This window comes from Streptomyces sp. A3M-1-3, assembly GCF_024213665.1.
Taxonomy (GTDB): Bacteria; Actinomycetota; Actinomycetes; order Streptomycetales; family Streptomycetaceae; genus Streptomyces.
Window position 1 is genome coordinate 76691 of the sequence record NZ_JANAVP010000026.1, and the last position, 25310, is coordinate 102000.

General features: G+C 70.3%; 31 protein-coding genes. 17 read left to right on the forward strand and 14 right to left on the reverse strand.

The window, feature by feature from the left end; translation table 11 throughout:
• Positions 1–68 precede the first annotated feature (68 nt).
• The 14 genes from NLX86_RS25875 to NLX86_RS25940 form a co-directional block, all read right to left on the reverse strand.
• Complete coding sequence (locus tag NLX86_RS25875; protein ID WP_254374195.1) at positions 69–614, reverse strand: hypothetical protein; 546 nt, start codon at positions 612–614, stop codon at positions 69–71.
• A 13-nt stretch (positions 615–627) separates the two neighbouring features.
• The gene (locus tag NLX86_RS25880) at positions 628–1614 is read right to left on the reverse strand and encodes a hypothetical protein (RefSeq protein ID WP_254374196.1); all 987 of its coding nucleotides are present in this window, start codon (positions 1612–1614) and stop codon (positions 628–630) included.
• A 119-nt stretch (positions 1615–1733) separates the two neighbouring features.
• On the reverse strand, positions 1734–2516 hold the full coding sequence (locus tag NLX86_RS25885; protein ID WP_254374197.1) for a hypothetical protein: 783 nt from the start codon (positions 2514–2516) through the stop codon (positions 1734–1736).
• A gap of 32 nt (positions 2517–2548) precedes the next feature.
• Positions 2549–3049, reverse strand: coding sequence for a hypothetical protein (locus NLX86_RS25890; RefSeq protein WP_254374198.1), 501 nt, complete (start codon positions 3047–3049; stop codon positions 2549–2551).
• A gap of 241 nt (positions 3050–3290) precedes the next feature.
• Entirely contained in the window at positions 3291–3818 is a 528-nt protein-coding gene (locus tag NLX86_RS25895) for a hypothetical protein (protein WP_254374199.1), read from the reverse strand.
• Positions 3819–3871: 53 nt separating this feature from the next.
• Positions 3872–5386, reverse strand: a complete 1515-nt coding sequence (locus NLX86_RS25900) for a type IV secretory system conjugative DNA transfer family protein (RefSeq protein ID WP_254374200.1) — start codon at positions 5384–5386, stop codon at positions 3872–3874.
• Between the two features lie 45 nt (positions 5387–5431).
• On the reverse strand, positions 5432–5974 hold the full coding sequence (locus NLX86_RS25905) for a hypothetical protein (protein ID WP_254374201.1): 543 nt from the start codon (positions 5972–5974) through the stop codon (positions 5432–5434).
• Between the two features lie 23 nt (positions 5975–5997).
• On the reverse strand, positions 5998–6468 hold the full coding sequence (locus NLX86_RS25910; protein ID WP_254374202.1) for a DUF6238 family protein: 471 nt from the start codon (positions 6466–6468) through the stop codon (positions 5998–6000).
• A gap of 80 nt (positions 6469–6548) precedes the next feature.
• Entirely contained in the window at positions 6549–7109 is a 561-nt protein-coding gene (locus tag NLX86_RS25915) for a hypothetical protein (RefSeq protein ID WP_254374203.1), read from the reverse strand.
• On the reverse strand, positions 7106–8578 hold the full coding sequence (locus NLX86_RS25920; RefSeq protein WP_254374204.1) for an SCO6880 family protein: 1473 nt from the start codon (positions 8576–8578) through the stop codon (positions 7106–7108). The genes NLX86_RS25915 and NLX86_RS25920 overlap by 4 nt, the downstream gene beginning before the upstream one ends.
• 81 nt (positions 8579–8659) lie before the next feature.
• Entirely contained in the window at positions 8660–10039 is a 1380-nt protein-coding gene (locus tag NLX86_RS25925; protein WP_254374205.1) for an ATP-binding protein, read from the reverse strand.
• Between the two features lie 20 nt (positions 10040–10059).
• Positions 10060–10749: a hypothetical protein gene (locus NLX86_RS25930; protein WP_254374206.1), complete on the reverse strand. Its 690-nt coding sequence runs from the start codon at positions 10747–10749 to the stop codon at positions 10060–10062.
• Positions 10749–11060 carry a DUF6112 family protein gene (locus NLX86_RS25935; RefSeq protein WP_254374207.1) on the reverse strand — a complete coding sequence of 104 codons (312 nt, stop codon included), beginning with the start codon at positions 11058–11060 and terminating at the stop codon, positions 10749–10751. Before NLX86_RS25935 ends, NLX86_RS25930 begins: the two co-directional genes overlap by 1 nt.
• A 107-nt stretch (positions 11061–11167) precedes the next feature.
• Positions 11168–12289, reverse strand: a complete 1122-nt coding sequence (locus NLX86_RS25940; protein ID WP_254374208.1) for a C40 family peptidase — start codon at positions 12287–12289, stop codon at positions 11168–11170.
• 516 nt (positions 12290–12805) lie between these two features.
• Between NLX86_RS25940 and NLX86_RS25945 the strand changes: the two genes are divergently transcribed.
• From NLX86_RS25945 to NLX86_RS26025, 17 genes are all read left to right on the forward strand, one after another.
• A complete protein-coding gene (locus NLX86_RS25945) occupies positions 12806–13561 on the forward strand; it encodes a site-specific DNA-methyltransferase (RefSeq protein ID WP_254374209.1) in 756 nt (251 codons plus the stop codon).
• A gap of 246 nt (positions 13562–13807) precedes the next feature.
• Positions 13808–14365 (forward strand): DUF4913 domain-containing protein, encoded by a 558-nt coding sequence (locus NLX86_RS25950; RefSeq protein ID WP_254374226.1) that lies wholly within the window; start codon positions 13808–13810, stop codon positions 14363–14365.
• Complete coding sequence (locus NLX86_RS25955; protein ID WP_254374210.1) at positions 14362–14847, forward strand: hypothetical protein; 486 nt, start codon at positions 14362–14364, stop codon at positions 14845–14847. Before NLX86_RS25950 ends, NLX86_RS25955 begins: the two co-directional genes overlap by 4 nt.
• An 18-nt stretch (positions 14848–14865) precedes the next feature.
• Positions 14866–15567, forward strand: coding sequence for a hypothetical protein (locus tag NLX86_RS25960; protein ID WP_254374211.1), 702 nt, complete (start codon positions 14866–14868; stop codon positions 15565–15567).
• A gap of 56 nt (positions 15568–15623) precedes the next feature.
• Positions 15624–16334, forward strand: a complete 711-nt coding sequence (locus NLX86_RS25965) for a hypothetical protein (RefSeq protein WP_254374212.1) — start codon at positions 15624–15626, stop codon at positions 16332–16334.
• Positions 16335–16514: 180 nt separating this feature from the next.
• On the forward strand, positions 16515–16835 hold the full coding sequence (locus NLX86_RS25970; protein WP_254374213.1) for an SH3 domain-containing protein: 321 nt from the start codon (positions 16515–16517) through the stop codon (positions 16833–16835).
• Between the two features lie 111 nt (positions 16836–16946).
• Positions 16947–17432: a hypothetical protein gene (locus tag NLX86_RS25975; protein WP_254374214.1), complete on the forward strand. Its 486-nt coding sequence runs from the start codon at positions 16947–16949 to the stop codon at positions 17430–17432.
• Entirely contained in the window at positions 17429–17875 is a 447-nt protein-coding gene (locus NLX86_RS25980; protein ID WP_254374215.1) for a hypothetical protein, read from the forward strand. The genes NLX86_RS25975 and NLX86_RS25980 overlap by 4 nt, the downstream gene beginning before the upstream one ends.
• Before the next feature lie 10 nt (positions 17876–17885).
• The gene (locus NLX86_RS25985) at positions 17886–18305 is read left to right on the forward strand and encodes a hypothetical protein (RefSeq protein WP_254374216.1); all 420 of its coding nucleotides are present in this window, start codon (positions 17886–17888) and stop codon (positions 18303–18305) included.
• A 41-nt stretch (positions 18306–18346) separates the two neighbouring features.
• A complete protein-coding gene (locus NLX86_RS25990; protein WP_254374217.1) occupies positions 18347–19198 on the forward strand; it encodes a winged helix-turn-helix transcriptional regulator in 852 nt (283 codons plus the stop codon).
• Complete coding sequence (locus tag NLX86_RS25995) at positions 19195–19713, forward strand: hypothetical protein (RefSeq protein ID WP_254374218.1); 519 nt, start codon at positions 19195–19197, stop codon at positions 19711–19713. Before NLX86_RS25990 ends, NLX86_RS25995 begins: the two co-directional genes overlap by 4 nt.
• Entirely contained in the window at positions 19710–20948 is a 1239-nt protein-coding gene (locus tag NLX86_RS26000; protein ID WP_254374219.1) for an MFS transporter, read from the forward strand. Before NLX86_RS25995 ends, NLX86_RS26000 begins: the two co-directional genes overlap by 4 nt.
• Before the next feature lie 30 nt (positions 20949–20978).
• On the forward strand, positions 20979–21299 hold the full coding sequence (locus NLX86_RS26005; RefSeq protein ID WP_254374220.1) for a hypothetical protein: 321 nt from the start codon (positions 20979–20981) through the stop codon (positions 21297–21299).
• A gap of 92 nt (positions 21300–21391) precedes the next feature.
• Positions 21392–22585: an ATP-grasp domain-containing protein gene (locus tag NLX86_RS26010; protein WP_254374227.1), complete on the forward strand. Its 1194-nt coding sequence runs from the start codon at positions 21392–21394 to the stop codon at positions 22583–22585.
• A 13-nt stretch (positions 22586–22598) separates the two neighbouring features.
• Positions 22599–23465 (forward strand): DUF317 domain-containing protein, encoded by an 867-nt coding sequence (locus NLX86_RS26015; protein ID WP_254374221.1) that lies wholly within the window; start codon positions 22599–22601, stop codon positions 23463–23465.
• Between the two features lie 37 nt (positions 23466–23502).
• Positions 23503–23997: a hypothetical protein gene (locus NLX86_RS26020; RefSeq protein WP_254374222.1), complete on the forward strand. Its 495-nt coding sequence runs from the start codon at positions 23503–23505 to the stop codon at positions 23995–23997.
• Between the two features lie 62 nt (positions 23998–24059).
• Entirely contained in the window at positions 24060–25103 is a 1044-nt protein-coding gene (locus NLX86_RS26025) for a collagen binding domain-containing protein (protein WP_254374223.1), read from the forward strand.
• Positions 25104–25310: the final 207 nt, after the last annotated feature.

Here is a 25310-nt window from a genome sequence, read left to right on the forward strand (position 1 = left end):
GGCCGGTGTCGGTGGGACGGGCGATGAAGGAACGGGTCGACAGGAGAAGCCTCCGGGGAGTTTCGGGATTACCGGCCTGGCTTCGGGCCGGCTGGCGGGGCGTGCGGCGGGGCCGGGGGGAGTCCGGACGACGCCCGTGCATGGCCCGGCGGTGGGAGGTTCGGCGTTGGCGCGGGGTCGTACTCGGCACGCAGGGTCGTCAGATCGGCTTCGTCCGCGATGGCCAACACGGAAAGGCTGCGGCTGGCCGCTTCCATCGGCAGCTTGGGCGGTGAACCCTTCGCCGCGCCGCGGTTCTGGCCCTGCCGTTGGGCGGCGGCCAGGAGGAAGTCGCTCACCGCCCGGTGGGCGGGTTCGGCGGCGTCCAGCAGATGCTGGGTGACGGCGCTGACCTCGGCAGGTGTCTCCGCCGCAGCGAGCGCGGCCAGGTACGGGGCCAGGTCAGGGCTCGGAAGGGGCTTGTCCGGCAACGGATGGTCGGCCAGGAACGTCCTTGCGTCCCGCCTCGCCCACCGGAGCAGGTCATCGCGGGTGGCGATGCCGTAGCAGGCGGCGGCAATCTGGTCGGCGTCGCGGCCCACGCTGTCGTACAGCTCGAAGTCGGGGTTCTGCATTGGGGCGGGTCTCCTAGACGGAGGTGCTCGGGCCGGCGGCCTCGGCGTCCGTGCGGCGGCAGCCGTAGCCGAGAAGGCTGGACGGCTCAGGCACGCTGGGGACGGCGGCGATGTCCGAGCAGGTAAATCGGTAGTTGAAGGCGGGGCTCGGGCTGGTGCCGAGCCAGGCGCGGTCGCGCTTCTCCGGCACGATCCGCAGGCCCGGGGAGGTGACGGCGTCGTGCTGGGTGTGGGTGTGGGAGAAGATCACGAGTGCGCCCGTGGTGGTCTTCAGCGCGTACGCGTCGGTGAACTGTGGGTCGGCGGAGGCGAAGCGTGTGGTGCCGCGCGGGCCGAACTTCCGGGTCGTCTCGTCGTGGACCTTGATCTGCCGCTGGGAGGTCTCGGTTGAGGTGAAGACCTTTTTCCCGGTCATCTCGCCTCCGGTGGCGAAGTTGTCGCCTACGGCTGAGCGGAGCACGCCGACCGGTGCGGCGAGTGCATTCGAGGCGGCGTCGACCGCGGTGGCGTACCCGTCCTTGTCGAGCATGATCTGCGGGAGCTGCTTCGGATCGTCGAGGTCGACGGTGGCGACCATCTCCCACTGCTTCGACTTCGTGTTCTCGGCCATGATCAGGACGCGGGCGTATTGCTGCTTGCTGCCGGCCCGGGTGACGGCGGCGAACCACCGCTGCTGTCCGTTCTGCAGACGCGGGATGTAGAGGTCGGTGGCCGAGAGGTTGTACGACCACGGTCGGTACGGCTCGCGGTCGGCCTTGGGCAGGGCCTCGTCCTGCTTGAGGTCGGCCAGCGACATCACGTACCGGGGGCCGCCCTCGACGGTGTCGAGGAGCGCGCGGTCCTGGTTCATGTGCACAAGGTTGTTGGTCTTCGAGTAGTGGGTGATGGCGTCTCGTGCCTGTGCCGGGGTGAGCGCAGGGGCCGGCTTCGGCGCGGCGGTGGCGCTGGGCGCCGTCTTCTTGGCGGAGGTGTCGCTGTCGTCGTTGGTGCAGGCGGTCACGGCCAGGGCGACGGTGAGGGCTGCGGTGATCAGGGGCAGGGTGCGGCGGGCAGTACGGATGGACGCTCCTTGTGCTGGGTGAAGGGGAAGGGGCAGGGGGTGTTCAGGGCGGTCCGGCCCTACCGATGGCGCGCGGGAACAGAGGCGCTGGTCAGCGCGGGAACGGGCGGGTGCGACGAGGACGTGATGATGGGCGTGGTGCTGTGGCGGAGGTTCACGCCGATGCCCTTCTGTGCGAGCTGGTGCACCAGGGCCCGCAGGCGAAGAGCACGGCCGTCCTCCCCGTAGGCGGCGGGCAGCAGGAACGCGGCCTGGTGCGGGTGGTACTGGAACCCGAGGGCGTACAGCGTCGTACGGGCGCCCTCGGGGACGCTCTTGTACGGCGTGCCGAGTGCGCCGTCCTCGTACCAGGTCAGGGTGACGACGTCAGCCACCCGCGGCGGTCCGGGGCGGTGCGGTGGGGCGGGCTGGACGGCCGCGTTGTGCAGCACGGTGTCCAGGGCCTGCTGGTAGCGGGGCAACAGGCGCCGGGTGACCTGGGCGGCTGCTCGCGTCGGCTGGTCGGGGACGGTGATGCCGTTCGGTTCCTCGACGCCGGCGAAGTGGTGGGGCTTGATACCCGGCTCTCCGGGCTCCAGCGGTGCCACGACGAACTGGCGGGAGTACAAGGGCCGGTCGGTGAGGTAGAGCTGTCGTCCGTCCTGGTCGTGCAGGACGGCGTGGTGGCCGAGGACGTACTGGCTGACGATGTAGTCGACGTGGCCCGTGTCCCAGAGCTTCTCGACGGTGACGAACTGCTGGGCGTAGGAATCGTGTTGGGCGTATTCGCTGGTCCAGTGGCCGGGCAGCCGGTCGGCCAGGGCGTCGGCGAAGGAGGAGAGATCAGTGCGGGGTGCGGGCATGTGGTCCCAAGGCGAATCGGAGGGATGCGTTTCTAGCGGCGGGACCGAGGAGGGCTGGAAGCGGCCAAGGGCCCCGGGGACGAGGGGTGTGCTGCGGCGGGCCGGACGGCGTGTCCTTCGCCTGGGCTGAGCGCGGGCGGGGCGTAGTGGGCCCGCAGGTTCTCCAGGTCGGCCTGGGCCACGTGGATCAGAGCTGACCGGACACTGTGGGCCGCGTCGCGCAGAAGGCGTACTGACTGTGGCGTGTGACTGTGCTCGTGGCCGGCCCAGAGTGCGGTGGCCACGAAGTGGCCGGCGATGTGGTCGAGGAGGGGCGCGGTGGCGCCGACGAGTCGGTCGGTGATGGCGCTGACCTCGGCGGGTGTCTCAGCCGCGGCGAGTGCGGTGAGGTAGGGAGTCAGGTCCGGGAGCGGCAGCGGCTGGTCCGGGAGTGAGTGCTTGGCCAGGAAGGGTTCGGCGTCTCGGCGGGCGTAGCGGTGCAGGGTGGAGGGGGAGGCGCCGTCGTTGTGCTGTTCGGGATCGGGGTGCGACAAAAAGATTCCGTTCCGGTCGGCTCGTCGCCAGCGGTGGTTTCGGCAGCTCCGCGCCTGTCTGCACTGGCATGGGTTCGTTTGGGGTTCGCCTGGGCTGGCGAACTGGGAATCCAGGCAGTTGGGCCCGCTGGATGTGGAGAAGTCGCCGTTTCGTCGAGAATCTCGAAGGTGTGGCGATATTCGTGATGTGTGGGCTTCAGGGCCTGATCGCCCCGTCGAGAGCGCGGGGCCGCGTGCGATGTCAGCGTGCCCGGCCGGACCTGGGCACGGCGGATGGTGACGCGGTGTCGGACACCGCGTGGGACGGCGTGGTCGCGGTGTGGAGCAGTGCGGCGTTCTCCCTGAGCTGCTTCGCCGCCCTGCGAATTGCGGTACGAGCGCGGCTGATGTCCCGTTGCAAGGGCACCAGGAGGTCCTCGGGGGCGTGGATGGGGGTAGCCGTTGCTGGCCGAAGGATGTGGTGGTGCGAGCTGAGGCGGTCGACAGCCGTGCCCAGATGCTTGACCGCGTTCCCCAAGGGAGCCGCGCACCCACTGATGGCCGTGGCGTGCAGAGCTCCGTTACGAGGCAAGGGTCGCTTGGTCTCGCGGCTGTAGCTGACGGCCAGATCGTTTGTGATGGTCCCCAGCGTCCAGCTGATGTTGGCCATGGCCCCGTCGAGGTCCGGGCTGATATCGGTGCCGCACCTCAGGGCGTCGGCCTGCGGGAGGCTGTCGGCAGAGGCGTCGAGGCTTCGTGCCAGATGCCGGAGGTGTACCGGGTTGGTCATGCGAATGTCGTCGGGGTAGTCAGAGGTGTCGTAGATGGGTTACTCATTCCCTTTCAATGCATCCGGGTATCTGTATCGAATAGCGACAATTCGAGCGAATGGAGAAGGTGTTGAACGATGAAAGATCGCCCGGCGACCTTCCACAGGCCACGGCCTCGGTTGAGGTGGGCGATGGCGTCCATCTCGACGGTGGTCAGGCCGAGCAGGGCGGCCGCGGCATGGAGCTGGTCGGTTTCCTGCCGGTAGATGATGCGGGTGGAGCAGTCGGCGAGGAGACCCTCGGCGAGGGCGCGGCCCCGTGATCCTGCGTCGCCGGCGGTGAGCAGGTCGGACAGCCGGTGGATGACCATGAGGTTCGCGATGCCCAGGCCGCGGCTGAGCTTCCACTGGGCCTGCATGCGCTGGAGAAGGCCGGGGTGGCGCATCAGGCGCCATGCTTCGTCGTAGACGATCCAGCGCCGACCGCCGTTCGGGTCGGTGAGGGCGGACTCCATCCACGCGGAGGCGCAGGTCATGGCGAGGACGAGCGCGGTGTCGTCGCCGGACCCGCCGAGCCGGGACAGGTCGATGGTGAGCATCGGGGAGCTGGGGTCGAACGCCACGGTGGAGGGTGCGTCGAACATGCCGGCCAAGTCGCCGTGGACCAGGCGGCGCATGGCGTGGGCGAGGTCGCGGGCCGCTTCCCCGAGCCGTCCGGACATCATCCCGGCGGCTTCGTCCAGGGCCGTGGGGTTGTTGAGGGCGGCGGCGACGTCGCCGAGAAGCGGTGTACGGCCGGTGTCGGCGGCGTGGGTGACGACGCCGTCGAGAGCGACGTCGAGGGCGGTGTGCTCCATCGGCAGCAGGTCCCGGCCGAGGACGGTCCGGGCCAGCGAACCGAGCAGCAGGAGGCGCCTCTTGCGGATCTCTCCGACCCAGTCGGCCTCGGAGACGCTCTCCGGACGCGGTGCGGCGTCCAAGGGGTTGAGCTTGCCGGGCAGTCCGGGACCGAGAGCGACGGACGTGCCGCCCAGCGCTTTGGCGACGGGAGTCCACTCGCCTTTGGGGTCGCAGGGGACGTAGATGCGGTAGCCGAAGGCGACCGACCGGAGCGCGAACGACTTCGCGAGCGCGGACTTTCCCTGGCCGATCACGCCGGCAAGCAGGATGTTGGGGTTGGTGAACCCCTCGATCTTGCCGTACAGCGCGAAGGGGTCGAACACGAAGCTGGCTTCGGCGTGCACGTCGCGGCCGACGTAGATGCCTTCGGCGCCGAGGCCGCCTTCGGCGAGGAATGGGTATGCGCCGGCCGCGATGGCGGTGGTCATGCGATGTGATGGCAGGCGGAGCCGGTTCCCGCGGGCGGAGGCAGGCCCCGGGCGCCCGCTCGGCGGATAGAGGGGACCGGGCGTCTCCTGCTCGGCGGGCGCGGTGCCGGCGAGGTGGGAACTGACTTCGGCGCGGGCCTTGGCGGCGGCTTCGGCGAGCTGCCGCCGGGCTGCTTTGCGGCTGGCCCGGTCGGTGCCGTGTGGGGTGAACAGCGGGGAGGCGGAGGCGCGGCGGGCTCTGCGTGCGGGCCGGTGAGTCATGGCAGGACGGCTTTCAGGTAACGGCGGTCTCGATGCGGGAGAGGGTCAGACCGCCGGGGAGGCGCTGAACTGGTGCTTCCAGTAGCCCTTGCCGTCGTTGTTCCAGTCGAGGTGGAGTTCGCCGTCGGCCAGTCCGCGTCCGGAGCCGATCGTGTAGCTCAGAACGGGCGTTGTGTACGCGTTGTTGTAGTTGGCGTTCGAGTCGCTGTTTTCCAGCCGCGACTCGATGCCGTAGTAGTTGGCGGACTTCTTCACCGGGTCGGTGCCGGACTGGGAGCGCTTGACCTGGAGCTTGAAGTACGCGCCATCGAAGATGGTGCTGTCGTCGACCTGGCCGTACGCTGGTCCGTCCCAGCTGACCTTCGCGTACGTGTAGACGGTCGAGCCGGAGCGCTTGGCGCACAGGCTGACCTTGACGTCCCAGTTGTCGGCCCAGGGGCCCGTGTACGCCGGGTCGTCGATGGACGTGGTGCTGGTCGTGCACTTGTAGCTGGCGGCTGCGGCCGGCGTGCCGGTCGCGACGGCGGCGGTGCCGGCGAGTGCGGCGATGATGACCGCTGCGGAGGTGGATCGCTTCGGCGTGCGCATACGGTGCCTTTCGTTGGGGGCAGTTACTGGCTGCAGGTGGTGGTGTGGCTGTGCAGCGGGGCTTTGAGATCGCTCGGCGTGGTCTTGCGACGTACGACGTGGCCGGCGGCCAGGTGGCGCTGGCAGATCGTCAGTACCGGTGGCCCTTCCGGGAGCCGCTCCGGCTGGCACTCGGTCGCGTCTGTCGAGGCGGCTGGGAGAAGGTGGAAGGCATCGTGCACGGCGGCGGTGGCCTGCCACAGCCGGGTGTGCGCGGTGGCGAGATGTCGGCTGGCGGCGGGGTGCGGCGGGCGAGCGGTCTCGGTGAGGTGGTGGAGGAGCTGGTGGAGCGAGGTGAGGTGGGCGTGGAGCACGTCGAGGTGCACGCGGTCCACTGCTGTGTCCGGCTCGGCCGTCTGCGCGGCTCGGGCGACGGTGCGGGTGTGGTGGCGGATGCCAGCGGTGGCGGCCCGCAGATAGGGGTGTGCGTCAGCGATGGGGATGGCAGAGGGCAATGGGCTTGTGGTCCTTCTTGCCGTAGGTCTAGGCAGGGGCAACGGGCGGGCGGAGGGGAGGAAGGGCTGCGCTTCGGTGCTCAGCGGGTCCGGCTTGTGGGATTCGCAGGCTGGACAGGGGCGGCGGTCGCGGGCAAGGGTGATCGCTCGGCGAGGATCCGGGCCTGCTCATGGCGCAGATCGAGGTAGCTGCCGGGTGCTCGGGTGCCCGGGTGGCACTCTGAGGGCACCAGCACGGCATAGTCGTGGGACGTCTTGGTGTCGAGCAGCCAGTGCTGAAATGCCGGCAGCTGGACCAGACCGCGGTGGGCGTCGTTGAGGTCGGTGGCATGGACGACGAACAGCCAGGGGCGTTCGCCGTCCGCATGGCCAGGTCCGGTGACAGCGACGGTGAAGGCACGGCGTGCGGGGGTGGCTGTCAGCAGGTGCAGCCGTGTGATGACCGTGTCGAGGGTGTCGCTGGCTTCGATGGCCGTGTCGTGGCGTGCGTCCTCGTGCTGGGCGTATTGCTCGTCGATGACGTCGCCGTCTGCGTTCTTGTGTGCGGCGATTCGCTGTTGGTGGCGTCGCTGCATGTCCTGCAGGGGCGCGAGCAGCGCGCGGATTTCGTCGTACAGATGCGACTCGCTGGGGTCTGTCACAGGGCACTCCGGGCGAGGGGCAGCGCGGTGAGGGTGAAGGCGTCGGGCTGCTGGTAGTTGAGGCGGCGCAGGTCGACGCCGGCGGTGACGGCGGCGGTCTCGATCTGCGCGCAGGCCGCGTCGAGGAGGGCATCGGTGTCGGCGGTGACGGTGACCAGGCCGGTCAGGGCGACGTCGGCGTGCCCGGCGATGAGCTGGCGCTCGCGCTGTTTGACGTCGGCGTACTCGACGGAGTCTTCCTCGCTGTCGACCTGGCCGCGGCGGGCGCGTTCGCTGGCGTCGGCGATGATCGCTGCCTTCTTCCGCTGGACGTCCCGCAGTGCGGACTCGAGCGCCTGCGGCACGTATATAAGGGAGAGGGTCCGGCGGACGCCGGCGGTGAACATCAGCCCGTGCAGAAAGCCGGCCCCCATCTCGGTTCGCGGCCAGTTCTCCACCCAGTAGGTGGCGTGGCGGGCGGTGTCGGTGGCGAGCCGGTCGTACTCCTCGAACTGGACGACGGGCCCGGCGGCTGCGGGATCTGCTTCGGCGCGGCCGGTCTCGGACCACTGCTGGAGCGCGGCGAGGGCCCCCGGGTCGTAGGCGGTGCGGATCACGGCGGCGATCTCCCGGGCGCTCAGCCACCCGGTGACCATCAGCCCCGCGTTCCGGGCGGCCTGGGTGATGGCAGCGGTCGTCTGCTCCATGACGGTGAACGCACCCGGTAGCCCGCCGCCGGCCTGCGAGATCAGCCGCTTGGCGGCCTTCAGGTCGAGGGAGATAGCGAGGTAGGTCTCGTGCGGGGCGGCGGCGGGGCCGGCCGAGGCAACCAGTTCGGAATAGATCTGCCCGGCGACGGGGGTGTCGGGCTGTCCGTGCTGGGCCCAGTGGCGGGCGAGGGTGTCGCCGGAGTCGGGGACGGTGCGTTCCAGGACCTGCACGGTGGCGACGTGTCCCGTACGGGCGATGCCCGCCAGCGCGCGCCCCCAGCCGTTCACGTTGTGGTTCTGCGTTGCCGGGTCGAGCAGCGCGAAGGCGCGGCTGGACACGCGGGCGACGGCGGTCAGGGTCTGCTGGTGCGGGTCGTGGACGGCCGCGGCGCCGTTGGCGGAGTTGCCGGGGGTGACGACCTTGAGGGATGCGGCGGTGTCGGGCAGGTGGAGGATGCCGTCCTGCCGGGGCCGGGTGACCGGCCGAGCCAGCCAGAGGGTCTGACCGGTGCGGCGACGGTGCGCGTAGCGGGCGACGATCGGCGCCCAGTCGATCAACGACCGGCCGTGCCGTCGTATCGCGACTAGGGCGGCGACGGCTGCCCACAGCGGGGTCAGAGCGATGGCGCCGAGCAGCCCGGTGGAGACCACGGTCGCCAGGAGCAGCGCCAAGGCGCAGGATACGAGGACGAGTTGGGGGAGGGAAAGGCCGAGGAGGATGCCGCGGCGGGACCGGTGCGGGAATTTCACCGTGAGAGGGGCGACGGAGAGATCAGACAAGGGGCTGGTCCTGGAGGCGCGGGCGGAGCCTGGGGGCGGGCGGCGGGGGGCGCGTCCCGCCCCCAGGAGTCGGGCAGATGGTCAGAGGCCGGTCGGGGGCGGTGGTGGGGATGCCGTGCCGCTGTTCTGGGCGGTCTGTGAGCCGGAGGACGGCGGTGCGCCCTGCGGCGGCGGGGTCGTGGTAGGCGGCGTTGACTGCCATCCGCCTGCCTGGCCGGCTGCGGCACCGGGTCCGGAGCTGCCTGTGCCCGGGCTACCGCCGACCTGGCCGCTGGTGTCGTCGGAGACGCTGGTCGGCGGGGGTTGCACGGCCTTCTCCAGGCCGGACTTGACGGCATCGCCACCGGGCGAGATACCGGTCCCGCCGCTCTGCGAACTCTCCTGGCCGCCGCCTTGGCCGGTCGGGTTGGAGGCGATGTCGCCGGGGAATCCGCCTCCGCCGGGAATCGAGTCGGGGCCCTGTGGAGCAGCGCCTGCTCCGGCGGCGGCGCCGCCGGTTCCGGCGGTGGCCGCCATCGCGGCGGCCTTGCGGGTCGCCTTTTCCGCGTGCTGCTTGGCGAGCTGGGCACCGGCTCCGCCGGCGCGGTGGAGGGATTCGCCGTCGGAGCCTTCAGCGGCCCAGTGGACGAACTTGAAGGTGGCGTACGGGCACAGCAGGACCAGGATCATGATGACGATGCCGGCCATGACGTCGGCGAGCGCGGCGAGCCCGTCTTTCGACTCGGTCTTGCCCATCGCGGAGATGCCGAGGACGAAGACGATCGTCATCAGCAACTTGCTGACGACGAGGGTGGCGGTGGCCTCGATCCAGCCCTTACGCCAGCGCCGCGCGGCTTCCCAGCCGCCTCCCGCTCCCGCGAACACGGCGAGTGTGACCATGACGAGGATGCCGACCTTGCGGACCATCATCACGCACCAGTACATGAACGCGCCGATCGCGGCGCCGAGGGCGGCGAACACCATCACCAGCCACCCGAGACCCGAGAGAGCGCCGATCTGGCTGACCTTGACGATGCGGCGGACCGCGGTCTCGATCGACAGGTTGGAAGCTTTGAGGAGCCCGGCCGACAGCGCGTCGACCACTTCGATCGCGACTGTGGTCAGGGCGATGGCGGCGAAGGCGAAGATCACACCAGACGCGGTGCCGGTGAACGCCTGGGTCAGGGCCTGCCCGTCGCGTTTGATCGCGGCCCGGACGAGCTGGGCGCAGAAGGTGGCCACGAGGACGACCAGGCCGATAGGCAGGATCGTCTCGTAGTTGTCGCGGAACCAGCCCGCGTTCAGGTCGACGCGGGTGGTGGCGTCAACTGCCTTGGCAGCGAGGTCGGCTGAGGCGGCGGCGAGTTCACCGGCACTCTTCGCCATCCAGTCGCCGATGGCCTTGCCCGGGTCGGACGCGAAGTCGACTGCCTCGCCGACCGCGCAGACCTTGTCCGCGAGGGGAAGGTCGCAGAATCCCATGGGGAGCTACCTCCTTATCGTCAAGGCGCGACGCGCGGGGCGATGGCGACGAGCGAGCAGTCGTGGGAGGGCCGGCACTGCACGGCGAGGGTGATGGAGCGGTCTTCCGCACCACCGCCGCCCTTGGCCCAGGTGATGGTCTGCTTGCCGGTGACGGTGACGGCGTAGATGTACGCCTTGGTGATCGCCGACGGGTCTTCGGCGAGGGCCTGCTTGAACGCGGCCGGGTAGTGGGCCTCGGAGACGGTGGCGGCGGCGTGCTGCTTCTGGTCGGCCATCCGTGACCACAGGACCGGGTCCGGCATCTGCGCGGAGACCGAGGCCCAGTCGCTGTACTGGGTCTCCTTCGTCATCCACGCCTCCATGCCGAAGAGTTGCTGCTCGTGGCTGGTGTCGCGGGTGTCGTAGGACCAGAGCATCGCGGCGGCTTCCTTGGCGAAGGCGACGGGGTCGGAGATTCGCGGCGGGCGGGGCACAGATCCTTCCGTGGACCCTGGTTCGTGCGCGTCGTTCGAGGGCGCCGAGCTGCTTGTCGGGGCCGGGTCCGGGCTGCTGGAGGGCGAACGGTGCTGTTCACCGCGGCCGGTGAAGTAGGCGGTCGCACCGGCGACGGCGAGCAGGCAGGCCAGGACGATCGCGATCAACGCACTGCGGCGGTTTGCGGACCAGCCCACTCCGTAGTCCGACAGGGAGGGGAATCGCTTCGTCATCAGCGGACCTGCGACCCCAGGGCGGAGAAGAAGGCCACGATGCCGTTGGCGGCACCCAGGCCGAGAGCGGCGCCGGCGGCAACGACCGCACCCTTCTTGCCGTTTGCCTCGGCCTGGTGTCCGCCGCTGTGGTGGCCCCAGGCCCACACACCGAGCGAGACGGCCAGGGCGCCGACGACGGCCACGATGCCGAACAGGTTGATCGAATTGACGACGTTCTTCAGAACGGAGAGGCCGGGCAGGCCACCGCCTGCCGGGGTGATGCCCGGGTCGTAGGCGAGGTGGATGAAGCGGTCGGCGAGGGGTGTCATGGGTATTGCGAGGCTCCTTGTGTGCGCAGGCCGAACGGCCCGGGCGGAGATGAAGAAGGGGGATGCGCGCGAGGGGTGCGAGAGGGCCGGCCGAGGTGGTGCGGCGCTTAGACGACCCGGCGGGCGGCCAGGACGTCCCAGTCCTTGATCGGGGTGATCCGGGTGGGCTTGCCGGTGCGCGGGGCCTCGATGACGAGTCCTTCGCCCAGGTACATGCCGACGTGCTCCGGACGGGCGGCGGTGCCGCGGCTGAAGATCAGGTCGCCGGGCTTCAGCGCGTTCGGGGAGACGGCCTTGCCCTCGTTGACCTGCGTGTACGTGGCGCGGGTGAGCTGAATGCCGGCCTTGGCGTACGCCTGCTGCATCAGCGAGCTGCAGTCGCAGCGGCCCATCGGATCTGCACCGCGCGGGTTGGTGCAGGTGCCGCCCCACTGATACATCGTGCCGAGCTGCTGCATCGCCCAGACGATCGCCTTACTGGCGCGTGGGTCGGTGTCCTTCGGGATCTTGTATCCCTTGGGGACCGCGCCTTCGGGGATCTTCCCGAAGGACGAGCCGTCGCTCGCCGTGCCGCAGTCGGACGTTGTGGGCGGCTTCTCGGTGTCCTGGTCGGTGTCGTCCTTCCCGCCGCCGGGGAAGGTCGCGGCGATGGCCTTCTGCAGCGCCGTCGCGAGCGGCTCCCACTGCGCGTACGCGTCCGGGTAGCCGGACTTCTGCACGGCCTGGGCCGCCTGCGTCACGGTCATCTGCTGCCAGCCGTTCACCTTCAGTAGCGCCTTGTAGAACTTCTCTGAGGCGTACACAGGGTCGCGGATCTGCTCGGCGGTGCCCCAGCCCTGGCTGGGCCGTTGCTGGAACAGCCCGAGCGAATCGCGGTCGCCGTAGGTGAGGTTGCGCAGCCGGCTCTCCTGCATGGCGGTGGCCAGCGCGACGATCTGACCGCGCCGGGGCACCTGCAGGCTGATGCCGGTGGCGACGATGGTCTGGGCGTGCGGGATCTGCTCGCCGGGCAGGTCCAGGCCCTCGATCCGTACGTCGGATGCGTTCGCGCCGTCGAGGATCTTGGTTACCTGCTCGGTGACCTTGTCGGTGTCGAGGTCGGGGAGGCACGGGCCGATGGCACTGGTGCCGGTGGCGGCTTCACTGGAGCTGGCCATCATCATGGCAGCGCCGCCGAGGAGAAACGGGGAGAGGAAGACGACGCCGATGCCGGCGGCGAGCGCCTTCAACCGGTACGGCCCGCTCGCAGGTCACCGGTTTCGGGCAGGGGCGGGTAACGAGACGTCATGCAGGTGTCCTTGGAGTGCGGTGTCCGGCGTGCCGCGTGCGCATGGCGTGGTGGAAAGGGGCGCGGCTGCCGGGGTGGGCGATCGGGGATGTCGGCCGGCGCAGGCGAGTTGCCGCTCGCTCGGGCGGGCCAGGGGGTGAGCTAGGTGCGCCGGGGCAGGGGGAACCTCCGCGAGGCAGGGTGGGATTCGGCCAGCGGCGGTGTGCGCCGGGCGGTTCCAAAACAGTAGGCCCAGATCGGCGGTTGACCAAAAAGTCGGCGTGAGGGGTCGGAATCCGACCCCTCAGCACCGCGCTTCTTGGTCGGCGGCAAATTCGCCTCTACAGTTTTGGGACTCCCCTCGCCCTCCCCGGTTGCGGCCCCGGGCTTCTGCATGCCCAATACCGGCCCGCGTGGACTTGTAAGCGCGAGATGGGGAGTTCCCTCCGCACGTTCACACCCGAATCGGGGTTCCTCTTTGCCTTTTTCCCTGCATCAGGGCGACGCGCTCAGCGTCCTCGCCGGCCTGCCCGACGACTGCGTCGACTCCGTGATTACCGACCCGCCGTACAACTCAGGCGGCCGGACCGCGAAGGAGCGCACGTCCCGCAGCGCGAAGCAGAAGTACACCTCCACCGACGCCAAGCACACCCTCGCCGACTTCACCGGCGAGAACATGGACCAGCGCAGCTACGGCTTCTGGCTGACGCAGATCATGACCGAAGCCCACCGGCTCACCCGCACAGGCGGCACCGCGCTCCTGTTCACCGACTGGCGCCAGCTCCCCGTCACCACGGATGCGATCCAGGCCGCCGGGTGGCTGTGGCGAGGCGTGCTGGCCTGGCACAAGCCGCAGGCCAGGCCCCAGAAGGGCCGCTTCACGCAGAACTGCGAGTTCATCGTCTGGGCCTCGAAGGGCGCGATCGACGCCTCCCGGAACCCGGTCTACCTGCCGGGCCTCTACAGCGCCTCGCAGCCGTCGGGTGCGAAGCGCCGGCACATCACGCAGAAGCCCGTCGAGGTGATGCGCGAGCTGGTCAAGATCAGTCCCGAAGGCGGCACGGTACTCGATTTCTGTGCCGGCTCCGGCTCCACCGGCGTGGCCGCCCTTTTGGAAGGCCGGGACTTCATCGGCGTGGAGAAGACCGAGCACTACGCGTCCATCGCGGCCGACCGGCTCACGGAGGCGATCCGCGAATGCGTCGCCCAGCGCGACATGGTTCTCACCGCCTGACGCCACAACAGCATTCTCTGTGGCGGAAATCGGCACCTTTCGCGGTCCAGGGCGGCGCTGCGCCGTGCCTTGCCAGTGGTCCACGGCCCGGTCGGTCACCGCTTCCGCTTCCCTTATTTCCACGATTCGTAGGAGGCCATTCTTTTCATGCCTGAATCCGTAGAACCCCCAGCCGATGGGGAGTTGGAGCCGGTTCGTATTCCGGATCCCCAGTTGGAGGGAATCGAGGCGAGCGTCCGGCGGCTGATGGAGCAGTCGGCGCAGCAGGCCCAGCAGCTCGACCACCTGGCCTCCGCCCCGGCCCCCGGCGGATCGCCGTTGGCGGCGTTCGGCATTCCGGGGCTCGGCGTACCGCCCCCGGCGACGCCGCCGGAGCCGCGCCCCATCCTGGAGCTGGAGGGCGAGGAGTACGAGGACGAACTCGACGCCTTGAGCGACTGGGTGGACGACTTCCTTCTCCCCGTCTACGGCGCGGAGGTCACTACGGCGGCGCCCTGGTGCCTGCAGTGGCAGGAGCACGACGACGTCGTCGCCTGGCTCCACAGCTTGTGGCTCGCCTACCAGCAGCACAAGGACCCCGAGGCGGGCCTGTCCGGACTGTTCGTGTGGCACCGGGACTTCCTCACCCACGCCATCGCGGCGGTCCGTGCGCCCGGGGGTCCGCTGTCGGCCTGCATGACCTCCCCGGAGCGTCCCGCACACCGGATCCTGGCCGGCCCGCCGCCTTCGGCTCGTTCGGAGAAGGCGAACGCGACCGAGTCGGAGTCGTCAGGGTCCGGTGAGCCGGACGAGCTGATGTCATGAACGGGGGGCAGCAGCGGCCGGCCTTCGGCCTCAGCTTCGACCCCCGGGCCCTTACCGATCTCCTCCAGGCTCCCAGCGACATCCGCGACCTCACCCTTGCTTACCTGCAGGAAGTGGTGAACGCGGAGCGGTTCGGGCTCCGGCTGACCGGTGATCTGGAGGGCTACCGCAAGCTGTTCGTGGACTCCCGCAAGGAGTGGCGCGTCGTCTACGGCGTGCGCCCGGCGCCCGAGGTGTCTACGCACCGGCGGGAGATCCATGTCGTCGCGGTCCGGCCGCGGGCCGGCAACGACGTCTACGACACCGTCGGTGCCCGGCTGGGGATGGCCCGCCGACCGCTCAGCTCCCGCACCCACGCGGCCCGCTCCCGCTCCCCGCAGCTCACGACCCGCGGCCCGGTAGCGAGTCCGGGACCGCTGCCTTCCGCGATACCGGGCCTGCCCCGCCCTGCGCACAACCCCTCGCACCACCAAGCCCGCTGAGTACAGGAGCACGCGCCTATGCCCCCTGACCCCGTGCCGGCAGCAGCCCGGCGCGCGGTTTCCCCGCTCGACCACCGCATCGAGGCCGCCACCGGCCACGACGTCGAGACCCTGTGGGTCCACCGCGACCGCGGCGTCCTCGACGAGCCGCACGTCCGGCTGGTCGACCGGCACCGCGAGCTGGCCCAGGCCGAGACCGGCGTGACCTTCTACCGCACCCTCCTCCACCGCCTGGCCAGCGGCGAGTTCCCCGTCGACGGCGCTCTCTTCGAACGGATCGACCGCACCGTGGACCAGCTGGAGGAAGCCGCTGACGTACGCGACGCCGCCGCACAACGGGTGCTCGCAGCCCTGGAGCCGATCGAGTCCGCCGCCCGCACGGCACCGGCTGCCGGGCGAGAACCGCTCTCAGCTGCCGACCAGGCGGCGCTGCTTGCCATCGCCGGCGGCGCCAGGCTCTACGAGCATCTCCTGACCGGCCGGATGTCGGTGACCACCGCCTCCGGCACCCGCATCCCCCACGCAGAGCTGCAGCGGCTCGAAGCTGCCGGTCTCGTCTCCCGGGACACCGGCCACCCCGTCCATGCCGGCCAGCCGGTCGTCCTGACCGAAGTCGGCCGCGTCGCACTGGTCGCTGCCCGCCGCCCGAAGGCGACCGAGGTGCCGAAGACGGCGCCCCGGCCCGGGGCATGGCCGTCCACCCCAGCACACCGGCGCTGACCCCCACCGAAAGGCCCCTGTTGCCCTCCACCGCATCGTCCCCCGCCCAGGGGCGCATGCCCGAAGTCGACTTCGAACTGGACGAATTCGACTCCGACGAGCAGATCTACCTCGCTTTCTACCGTCAGGTCGCGGTGCGCGAGGACATGCTCGTCCCGCTCGCCGAGTACCACACCGCCAGCGGCGTGCACAGCTATTACGTCCTGTTCGACCGCACCGCCACCTACGGCCACCCCGGCATGCCGCAGTACGTCGCCGTCCACCTGCAACGGGACCAAGAGAAGAGGACGTTCGACTTCGAGCAGGCTCCGCTGCCACTGCCAGCGATGGCGCAGTCCTGGCTGATCCACCGCGGCTGTCCTCCCGACGTCATCGGCCTCAACCCCGAGCTGGGTCCACCGCCCGCGGATGAGGCGACGCGGGCGCTGGAGCGACGTCTCGTGGGCGACGGCGACCACTACGCGATGGGCTACTCCTACACCCGAGACGACCCGGACGACATGGTCACCGTCGTGGCGCTGCGTGCCTTGGATGAGCGAGCCCCCTCTCCGTTCCGCGTCGTGGTCGATGAGGTCGACACCGAGGCGTGGACCCACACCCTGCGTGAGGGTGGCTTCGCCACGGTCGAAGAGGCCCTCCAGTGGTGCGACGACCGGCTCACAGGCACGGTCGGCCCCCTCCCGGCAGTGCGGCCGACCGCGTCGCCGACCCGCCCGACTCTCCCGCCAAAGGCATCTGTTCCGCGCCCGCCTGGCCGATCGCGCTGAACAGTAAGGCCGATTGGCGCGGCGAAACATAGCCGACGATCGCCGGTTGGCCAAACCGGCGATTCTCCGGACTCTTATACAGCCGCCGGGACAAACCCGCGGCGCCTTTCCACGCAATCCCTATGCCTGCACGGAGGTTTCTTCCGCATGCGCTCAACCCGAATTGCCATATCCGCTGCGATGCTCGGAGCACTTGCTCTGCCGGTGCTGTCCGCCACCACCGCGAGTGCGGCACCCGTCGCCACCGCGGCAACGGCCGCCCACGCGAGCAGCTGCTCGTCTCTCCCGCCGCTCCCGTACGAGGTCCACACGAAGGCCGTGACCATCCGGTCCAAGGCCACCACGAAGTCCACCGCGCTGGGAGTGCTCTACCAGAGCCACAAGTTCACCGTCTCCAAGAAGAGCGGGAACTGGCTCTACATCACCGACAAGACCACCGGCGTAAAGGGGTGGGTGTCCGGCACCTACGTCTACCGCGACGTCCGAATGTGCCTCGACTGACAGGCATTCGGCGACAACCCGCCTGTGGTGTAGCCGAGTTAATCGCTCGTTCGCCGAATCCCGTCCTGTGAACCACCGGGCCGCTGTGCCCCTTTCGGAGAGGAGTTCTCCTTGTCCGACGAAATAGTCGACGGCACAGAGGATGTCGTGGGCGTGCTCACCGAACAGATCGAAGCGCACTTCGGGATGGGCATGGACCTGTTGAAGGCCGCGGTCTCCGTGGCGCCGACTGCTAACCCTGATGCCACCGACGCCGTCAAGTGGCACGGCCTTCTGACCGAGTCCCAGGCGGTACTCGATTGCGCGGAGGACGCCCTCCTCGCCGCGCTGGAAACACAGCCCAGCGAGGTGGACGACCCGACGATGGGTCTCGCCCACCGCGTCAACGCGGCCGTCGCCGCACGGGACGGGCGGGCTCTGGTCGTGCGGTGGCTTCTCGACCCGGACGCTCCGGGGAAGAAGGATCTCGCTGCCGAACGGCTCGCCCGTCTCAACCGCGGCGCCCGTACGGGCCCGGCCGTGCAGACCAGCGCTCCGAGCCGACCCGCGACCGCACCGGCAACGGCACTGCGAACGGGGAGGGCAGCGCAGCGATGAGCGTCTGGCTCAAGCCCAGCACCGTCGACGGCTGCTTGCAGGAGGTCTTCGGCGCCCCCGTCCCCGAGCTGTACGAGACGGCGACCAGGGCCGATGCCTCTCCCGCGATCACTCGCGCCCTGGAACTGCGCTCCTTCCTCGCCCTGGCCGAGGAGCAGGTCGCCCGTGTCCGCGACCGCGTGCACGACGCTATGGCGCCCGACCGCGACATGAGCGAACTGTCCGCGGAGGACCTGCGGTTGGACGCGCAGTGGCTGGATGCCGCGCTCGATGCCCACGACGGCTACCGCGCCGCGCTCGACGACCTGCTGCGCACCATGCCGTCCCCCGGCCAACCCTGGCCCGTCCAGCTGGCTCAGCACAAGGCCACCACCACCCTGCCCCCGGCCGTCGCCGCCCCGGCACCGCAGCGTGCCGGGGCGGCCCGGGCCCGCCGACTGTGAAGGCCCCCGATTGCCCGACCTCACGTCTACCGAGATAGCCGGACGGATCGAGGACCTGTACGCCGCACCGCTGGCCGACCTCGAATCCCACGCCCAGGACCAGCCGCCCGGCATGCTCTCCGCCCTGCTCGGCATGCACGACGACCTTGCCCTCGCCGAGCGGAGCATCGCCTTCCACAGTGACCGCCTCGCCCAGCTCGTCCATCCCGAGCGGGAGCTCGGCGGACACGAGGTGTCGCACGTTCTCGACTGCACCCGCCGGCTCGCCGAAGCGGTCGCCGTCCGCGACGTCCAGGCCAAGACGGTCTCCGCCGTTCTCCAGAGCCTCGGACGCGTTCCCGCGCCCCAGCCGTCCCAGGCCCCCATGCCGGACGTAACTGCCGTGCCCGCCCTTCCCGTGCCGGCCGCGAGCGCTGCTCGGAGCCGCTGACCTCTGCGGCCCTCCCCTTCACCCACCCAGGAGTTTCTCCCTTGGCCATCACCGGTTTGCCTCCCGACTCCGACGCTGACATCGCCCGGGTGACCGAGGCCCTCGCCATGATCACTCCGCGATGGAACGTGCGGATCATGCTGGCTCTTTCCGGCCCGCCGCTGCGGTACAGCGAGATCGCGGGCAAGGTGTCCTGGCTGCAGAGCGGCCAGCTTCACCCCAAGCTGCGAAGTCTGTGCGATGCCGGGCTCGTCCAGCGCACCGAGCACACCTCGCGTCACGTCACCTACGGCCACACCGACCGCGGGGCAGCGCTGCTGCCGGTCCTGCCGCTGATCGTCACCTGGGCCGAGCAGCATCTGGAGAAGGCGGACCCGCCGCTGCCTGCGATCGAGCAGATCGAGGACAGCCTCACCCTCCTCACCCGGCGGCACGCCGCCGCCATCCTGTGGGTGCTGAAGTCCCGCGAAGAGGTCAGCGGCCGGGCACTGGCCAGGATCGTCATGCCCAGCAGCGACTGGACCAACATCTACCCGCCGCTGCGACAGCTCGTGGCCGACGGCCTGGTCGACACCGACGGCATCGGGCAGCCCTACCGCCTGTCCGACGCGGGTGACGGGCTGGCGCCCGTCTTCGGGGCCCTGTCCGCGTGGTCCGCTGGACACCCCCTCGCGCAGGCCGCCCGGCACCCGGTCTGGGGGCGCCCGGATGCCGCGCCCGCTCCGAAGAAGTGGGTCAGCAACCAATCGCGGCTGCCGGCCCCAACAGCAGCGCCAGCGCCGGTCCGAGCGGGGCAGACCTCGCCCCTGACGTGGCAGAACCGCGACCTGTTCTCCCACGCCGCGACGGCCCGCCCGAAGGCCGCAGTTCCGGCGGGAGGCCCGCGTCGATGACTGCCTCCTTCACCACGGCCGAACTCCGGGACACCGTCGCCATGCTGTCCTCGCTCCCCTTGATACGCCTGATCACCGAGATCGACGACAACGGACCGATCCCGCCGCGGGGGCTGGCACGCACGCTCGCCGATCTCACGCCGCACCACCTTCGTCAGGCCACCGACCTGGCCCGCGCCCTCGGCCTTGTCCGTGTCCGTCCCGGCGTCGGGCTGAGCCTGACCACGTCCGGCTTGGAGCTGGCCGACGTCTACGACACAACCGCCCGGTGGGCCAGGCGCCATGCCTACCCGGCGCCGGTTGCCGACTTCACCAGCCGCATCCAGTGCACCCTCGCCCTCCTGGCCGAGACACACGTCCTCACCGCGGGAGATGGTCCCCACCGCCCGGCAGACGACCGCTTGCCGAACGTGCAAGCTGTCGCGGACCTTGCCCGGCCGCGCGACCTGCTGAGCCAGTGGATGCACGCCAACCCTCAGGCAGCCCAGCTCGCCGAGCCCGCGCCTGCCGCGTGACGGCGCGCACCGCCCCCCGGCAGGCGCGCCACCTTGCCCCGACCCTGCTGCGCGGGGTCTACCTGCCCCGCAGCGCTGACGGTGCCGCGTTCGCGATGACCACCTACGGCATCCCCCTCCTTGTCCTGGCCACCACCGGATCCGCGGCGTTGACCGGGCTCGCCTTCGCGCTGGAGTGGCTGCCGCGCCTGGGTGCGTTCACCGTGGCCGGCACCGTCGTCGACCGCCACGGCACGGCCCGCGTCTTTCGTACTGCGTGCGCCGCCCGGGCCCTGGTCGTCGTCGCCGCCGCGCTCCTGCTGACGGTCCTCGACGCCGAGGCAACGGCGGCGACGGTCACGGTGATGGCACTCGCCGCGTTGACCGGCGTCCTCACGGAGTTCAGTTACGTCGCGGCCGAGACCGCCGGCGGCGAGGCAAGCCGAACGGCCGGAATGCGGGCGCACCGGGTGCAATCCGTCCTGCTGGGGATCGACCAGAGCGCGATGCTCGCCGGGCCCCTCGTCTCCGGCCTGCTGCTGGAGCACGGCGGCCCGGCCGTCATGCTCGGCACACTCGCCGGCTTCTCCCTCCTCGCCGCCGCACTCGGCCCCCGCGACCGGACCGTCCCGATCGGTGCCGTGTCGGCGCCGGGAGGGCTGCGGGCAGGCTGGGCGACGCTGCGCTCGCTGCCGGCCCTCGCATGGCTGGTCGGCGGCCTGGTCGTCTCCAACACGGCCGTCGCCCTCCTCCAGGCGGCCATGCCAGTGATCGTGGTCAACGAGCTGGAGCACTCCAGCGCCGACGCCGGACTCATCTGGTCCGCCGCAGCAGTCGCCTCCCTGCTCGCCATCACCGCAGCCCGTCGTGCCATCGACCGCTGGGGCCTGTGGCCGGTCGGCTCCACAGCCGCCGCCGTCGCCGCCGGCGCAACCCTCGCCGTCGCCCAGGCCGACACCTACCGCGACTACTTGTTGCTGATCGCTGTCCTGATGGCCGGCGAAGGGGGCCTCACCGTCGTCCTGCGCACCCTGCGCTCCCACCTGATCCCGCCCGACGTCTTCGGCAGCACCCTCGCGGTCACGATCCTGCTGCTCCTGTTGCCCTTCCCCGCAGCCGGACTGCTCGTCGCCGCCGTGCCACCCGCCCAGCTCGGGCACGCCATTACCGCCGCCGCCGTCCTGCAGGCCCTCGGCCTCGCGACCGCCTTCACCCGGCTGCGCACCCTGCCTGCCCTTCCTTTCCCGTCTGCCTGACCCCCGTTGCGAGAGGAGCACTCGACGCTCATGTCCACCATCACGCAGGACGGACTGCCCGGACTCGCCCTCCCACACCGGGACGGCCCGACCATCACCCAGCAGTTCCACGCCTTCGACGCCCAACACCCGTGGGTTTACCGGGTTCTGGAGCAGCTCGTCGTCCAGCGCCTCGCTGCGGGTGCGAAGAGGATCGGGATGAAGGCGCTGTTCGAGGCCCTGCGCTGGCGTCACCCGTACGGGGTGAAGGGCTTCAACAACAACTACACGGCGCTCTACGCACGGCGGTTGCTCGCCGAGCACCCGGAGTGGGCTTCCGCGATCGAGGTCCGCCGCCGGCGCAGCCCGTGAACCCGAGCGTAATTTCCCGTCCACCATTTGATTCTTCGAGGAGCACCTTCTTGTCCGACCGTCCTGTCGTCCTGGTCGTGGCCGCGGCCGACATGGAAGCCGAGGCGTATCGCGGCTACTGCCTTGAGTCCGTGGCAGCCGTCTACGACGTCGTCTTGATCACCGGTGAGGAGCCGTCGTGGGAGGTGCCGTACATCCGGGACTGCGTGGTCGTGCCCGACCCGACCGACCAGGCGGCGCTGTCTGCCGCCGGCCGTACGCTGGCCGACCGCTACGACCTGGCTGGGGTGTTCACCTGGACCGAGTGGTATCTCGTCCCGGTCGCACGCCTCGCACGCCAGCTCGGCCTGCCCACCACCGCCCCGGAGGTGATGCAGGCGTGCCGCAACAAGGCCACCGCAAGGGCCCTGTTCGCCCGCCACGGTGTCCCGTCGGCCGTGTCGGTGAGCGTCCGCACCCGCGAGGAGGCGCACGCTGCAGCGGAGCGGATCGGCTACCCGGTCGTCCTGAAGCCCGCCGCGCACGCGGCCAGCATCGGCGTGATCCGCGCCGACACTCCTGAACAGCTCACCGCTGCCTTCGAGTTCGCCGACCGAGCCGCCCGCCTGGGGACGGAGAGCACGAGTGTCCTGGTCGAGGAGTACCTCGACGGGCCCGAGGTCTCGGTCGAGTGCGTCACCTACTGGGGCGAGACCATCGTCGTCGCGGTGACCCGCAAGACCGTCAGCCCCGCGCCGTTCTTCGAGGAGCTGGCGCACTCCGTTGACGCCGCCGACCCGCTCCTCGACACCGTCGCCCCCGTCGCGAGGGCCGCGATCCGCGCGCTCGGGATCACCGACGGCGTCAGCCACGCCGAGATGCGCCTCGTTGGCGGCCGGCCCCGGCTCATCGAGGTCAACGGTCGCATCGCCGGGGACATGATCGGCCACCTGGTGCACCTCGCCACCGGCATCGACCTGCCGCGCGCAGCTGCCGACATCGCCTGCGACCGCGCGCCCGACCTTGCCCCGACCAGGTCCTCGGCTGCCGTGATCCAGCTGATCTACCCCGAGACCTCCGGCACCCTCACCAGCCTTCGCTTCGACGGCCCCCGCCCGCCGTGGCTGGAGCGGGTCCACTTCCAGCACCGTCCCGGCGACCAGCTCGTCGTCCCCGCGGATGGCGGCGACATGTTCACCGCCCGGATCGGCTACCTCATCACCACCGGCCCCACTGCCGCGACCGCCGAAGCCCGCGCCTCCACCGCCCTCGGCCGCCTCACTTTCCGCCTCGCCTCCGCCTCCTGATCACCGGAGACACATGTCCCCTGACGACGACCTTTGCACCATCGATGGAGACGTCTACGTCTCCCCGCGCTACCTCGCCGGCTCCACCGCGATCGGCGATCCTGCCCTCGCCCCGCTCCGCGACCTCGGCTGGGAATTGGAGAACGACGACCTCGGCAACGCCTACCTGAACGCGCCCGACCACAAGGTCCGCCTCGGCTACCTCCCCGAAGGCGACGACGACGGCCTCTGGCGCATCAACGCCTACAAGGACCCGTTCGGCCCACCGACCTGGGGCGTCTGTTTCAACGACTCCTGCCCGACGGAGTTCGCCCGCGCCTTCACCACCGCCCTCGCCGAAGCGTACGAACAGGGCCCTGACACCTACCTCGCAGCGCCCGATCCCAGGAGCAAGGACCGCGACCCGTTCCTCGCGGTCGTCCCCCTCATCAACCGCGGCTGGCAGATCGACCGCCCCCGCTGGGGGGTGTTCGCAGTCCAGTCAGCCGACGGGTTCGCCGGGCTGGAGTTCACCACCGGAAACCTTGACCCGGAAGCCGAGCTGACCACCCGCGACGCCCGCTGGCAGATGTGGGCCGGCACCTCGATCGACCGCCCCGCCTGGTACGCCACCGCCAGCACCGACACCCCCGTCGCCCTGCTCAAGGCCGTCACCGAGTGCGTCTCCGACCCGGCTCCGCTGCCCCGATGGCGACAGAACACCCACAGCTACATCGAAGGCATGGCCCAGCTCACCCCCATCCTCCCGCCGCGCCCGCCGGCCCCGACCCCGCTCGACGTCCAGCGGGCCGCCCCCCGCCGACCGGCCGCGCTCCCCGCCTCCAGCGTGCCGCGCTGGAGCACCACCAGTCGCCCCGCGCTGCCCGGACCTCGACGTTGACCACCCGCTGCCTGACCGTCCGCCCGGAGGCGCCTGATTGGCCCTGTACGCCCGCGAGTTCTTCGTGGATCACCTGAAGCTCCCGTTCGCCGATGCCGTCGTCGTCGGCAACTCCTACTACGCGACACCCATGCCCGGCGGCCCGCTGAGGCTGCGAATCGAATTCTCGCGCACCATCCGGGCAGACGAGTACGACGGCCTGCGACTCGCCACCATCCACCAGGACGGCGGCGAACTCGACGCCGTGGCATTGCGGTTCGAGGACCACAGGACCTTCGAGCACCGCGATGCGACCCAGGGCTGCGGCCCGTCGCACTCGGGATACGGCACGTTCTACGAGTTCCGCGACCGACCCGACTGGGTGCCGTGGGAAGGCGCCCACACCAACGGGCTCTGTGCTGCCATCGAGCAGTACACGTCGGTGTGGTTCCCCGGCGCCTGGAAGACGTCCTCCCCGTCTCGCACTGCGGGCCGCACCGCGCGGAAGGCCCTGCCCCGACCATCCGCCCCTAGCGGGAGCCGCTCCCGCTGAACCACCGGCCACTCGCTCTGCACCCTCCTTCGCCACCACCTTCATCCTTCAGGAGTTCCTTCTTGCGTATCAGCCCCGCCCGCCGTCTTCCCGCTGCCGTCGCCGTCGCCGCCGCGGTGACCGGCACCCTCACCTGGACGCCGGCCGCGAGTGCCCAGTCGGCCGAGCCGACGCACTCCGCCTTCACCGCTCTCACCGAGACCCCGGCACCCGACGCCGGCAGTGTCGCGATCATCAAGAAGGACCCGGCCGGCGGCCTTCTGGCGGGCGCCTCGTTCCTACTCATGGACGCCACCGGCCATGAGGCCGGCCGCGGAAAGACGGACGCGCAGGGGAAGCTGACCTTCCCCGACCTCGCACCGGGCGTCTACCGGCTGAAGGAGACCGGCTCCGGCAGCCCGCTCCACGACCTCGTCGCCGACCAGGACGTCATCGTCACCCCGGGCGCCACCGCCCGCCTGACGATCGTCGACCCGTTCAAGCCCGCCCAGGTCCTCCTCAAGGCCAAGGACGACAAGACCGGCAAGCTCCTCCCCGGCTCCACCGTGAACATCGGCAGCGGCAAGGAGACCCTGCTCACCCTCACCACCGGACCGAAGGGCACCGCCACCGGCGAACTACCGGTGACCAGCAGGAAGACCGAGTTCTGGGTCAAGCAGGTCAAGGCACCCGAGGGCTATGACCTCTACAAGCCTTCGAAGACCTTCACCGCCGGCCCCGGCGCACCGGTCACCGTGACCGTCACCAACGCCAAGACCGCCACCACCCCGAAACCCACGCCGACGGAGAAGCCGACGGAACAGCCGACCGGCACCCCGTCCACGCCCACAGACCAGCCGACCCACGACGCCTCCGGCGAGTCGCAGCCTGCCCCCACGGCCACCGGCACGCCGGACGCCGATTCCTCTCTCGCCCCTTCTGCGGACGCGACGGACACCGCGTCGCCGAAGACTCCGGAAGGCTCACTCGCCCACACGGGCACCGACGCTAACCCGTGGATCCTCGGCGGAGCCGGGCTCCTCCTCGCCGCAGGCACGGGCGCGGTCGTCGCCGCCCGTCGTCGGACGACCTCCGAGCCCGAGCAGGACGACGAGAAGACCAACTAACCCCAATCGAAAAGCAGGCCCCCCGTGATTCCCCGGGGAGCCTGCTGCGTATACCGCCTTCCCCGGCCAGGAGCAGCGGATTCAGCAAAGAACTCGGGAGCACTGGGCGATACGCCTAGGGTCCGCTGGGACTAGATGATCGATTCCAAGGGATGGGTTGCGCGCATGAGACGAGGGCGTCCAACGTCAGTGTGTGAAGACAGAGTT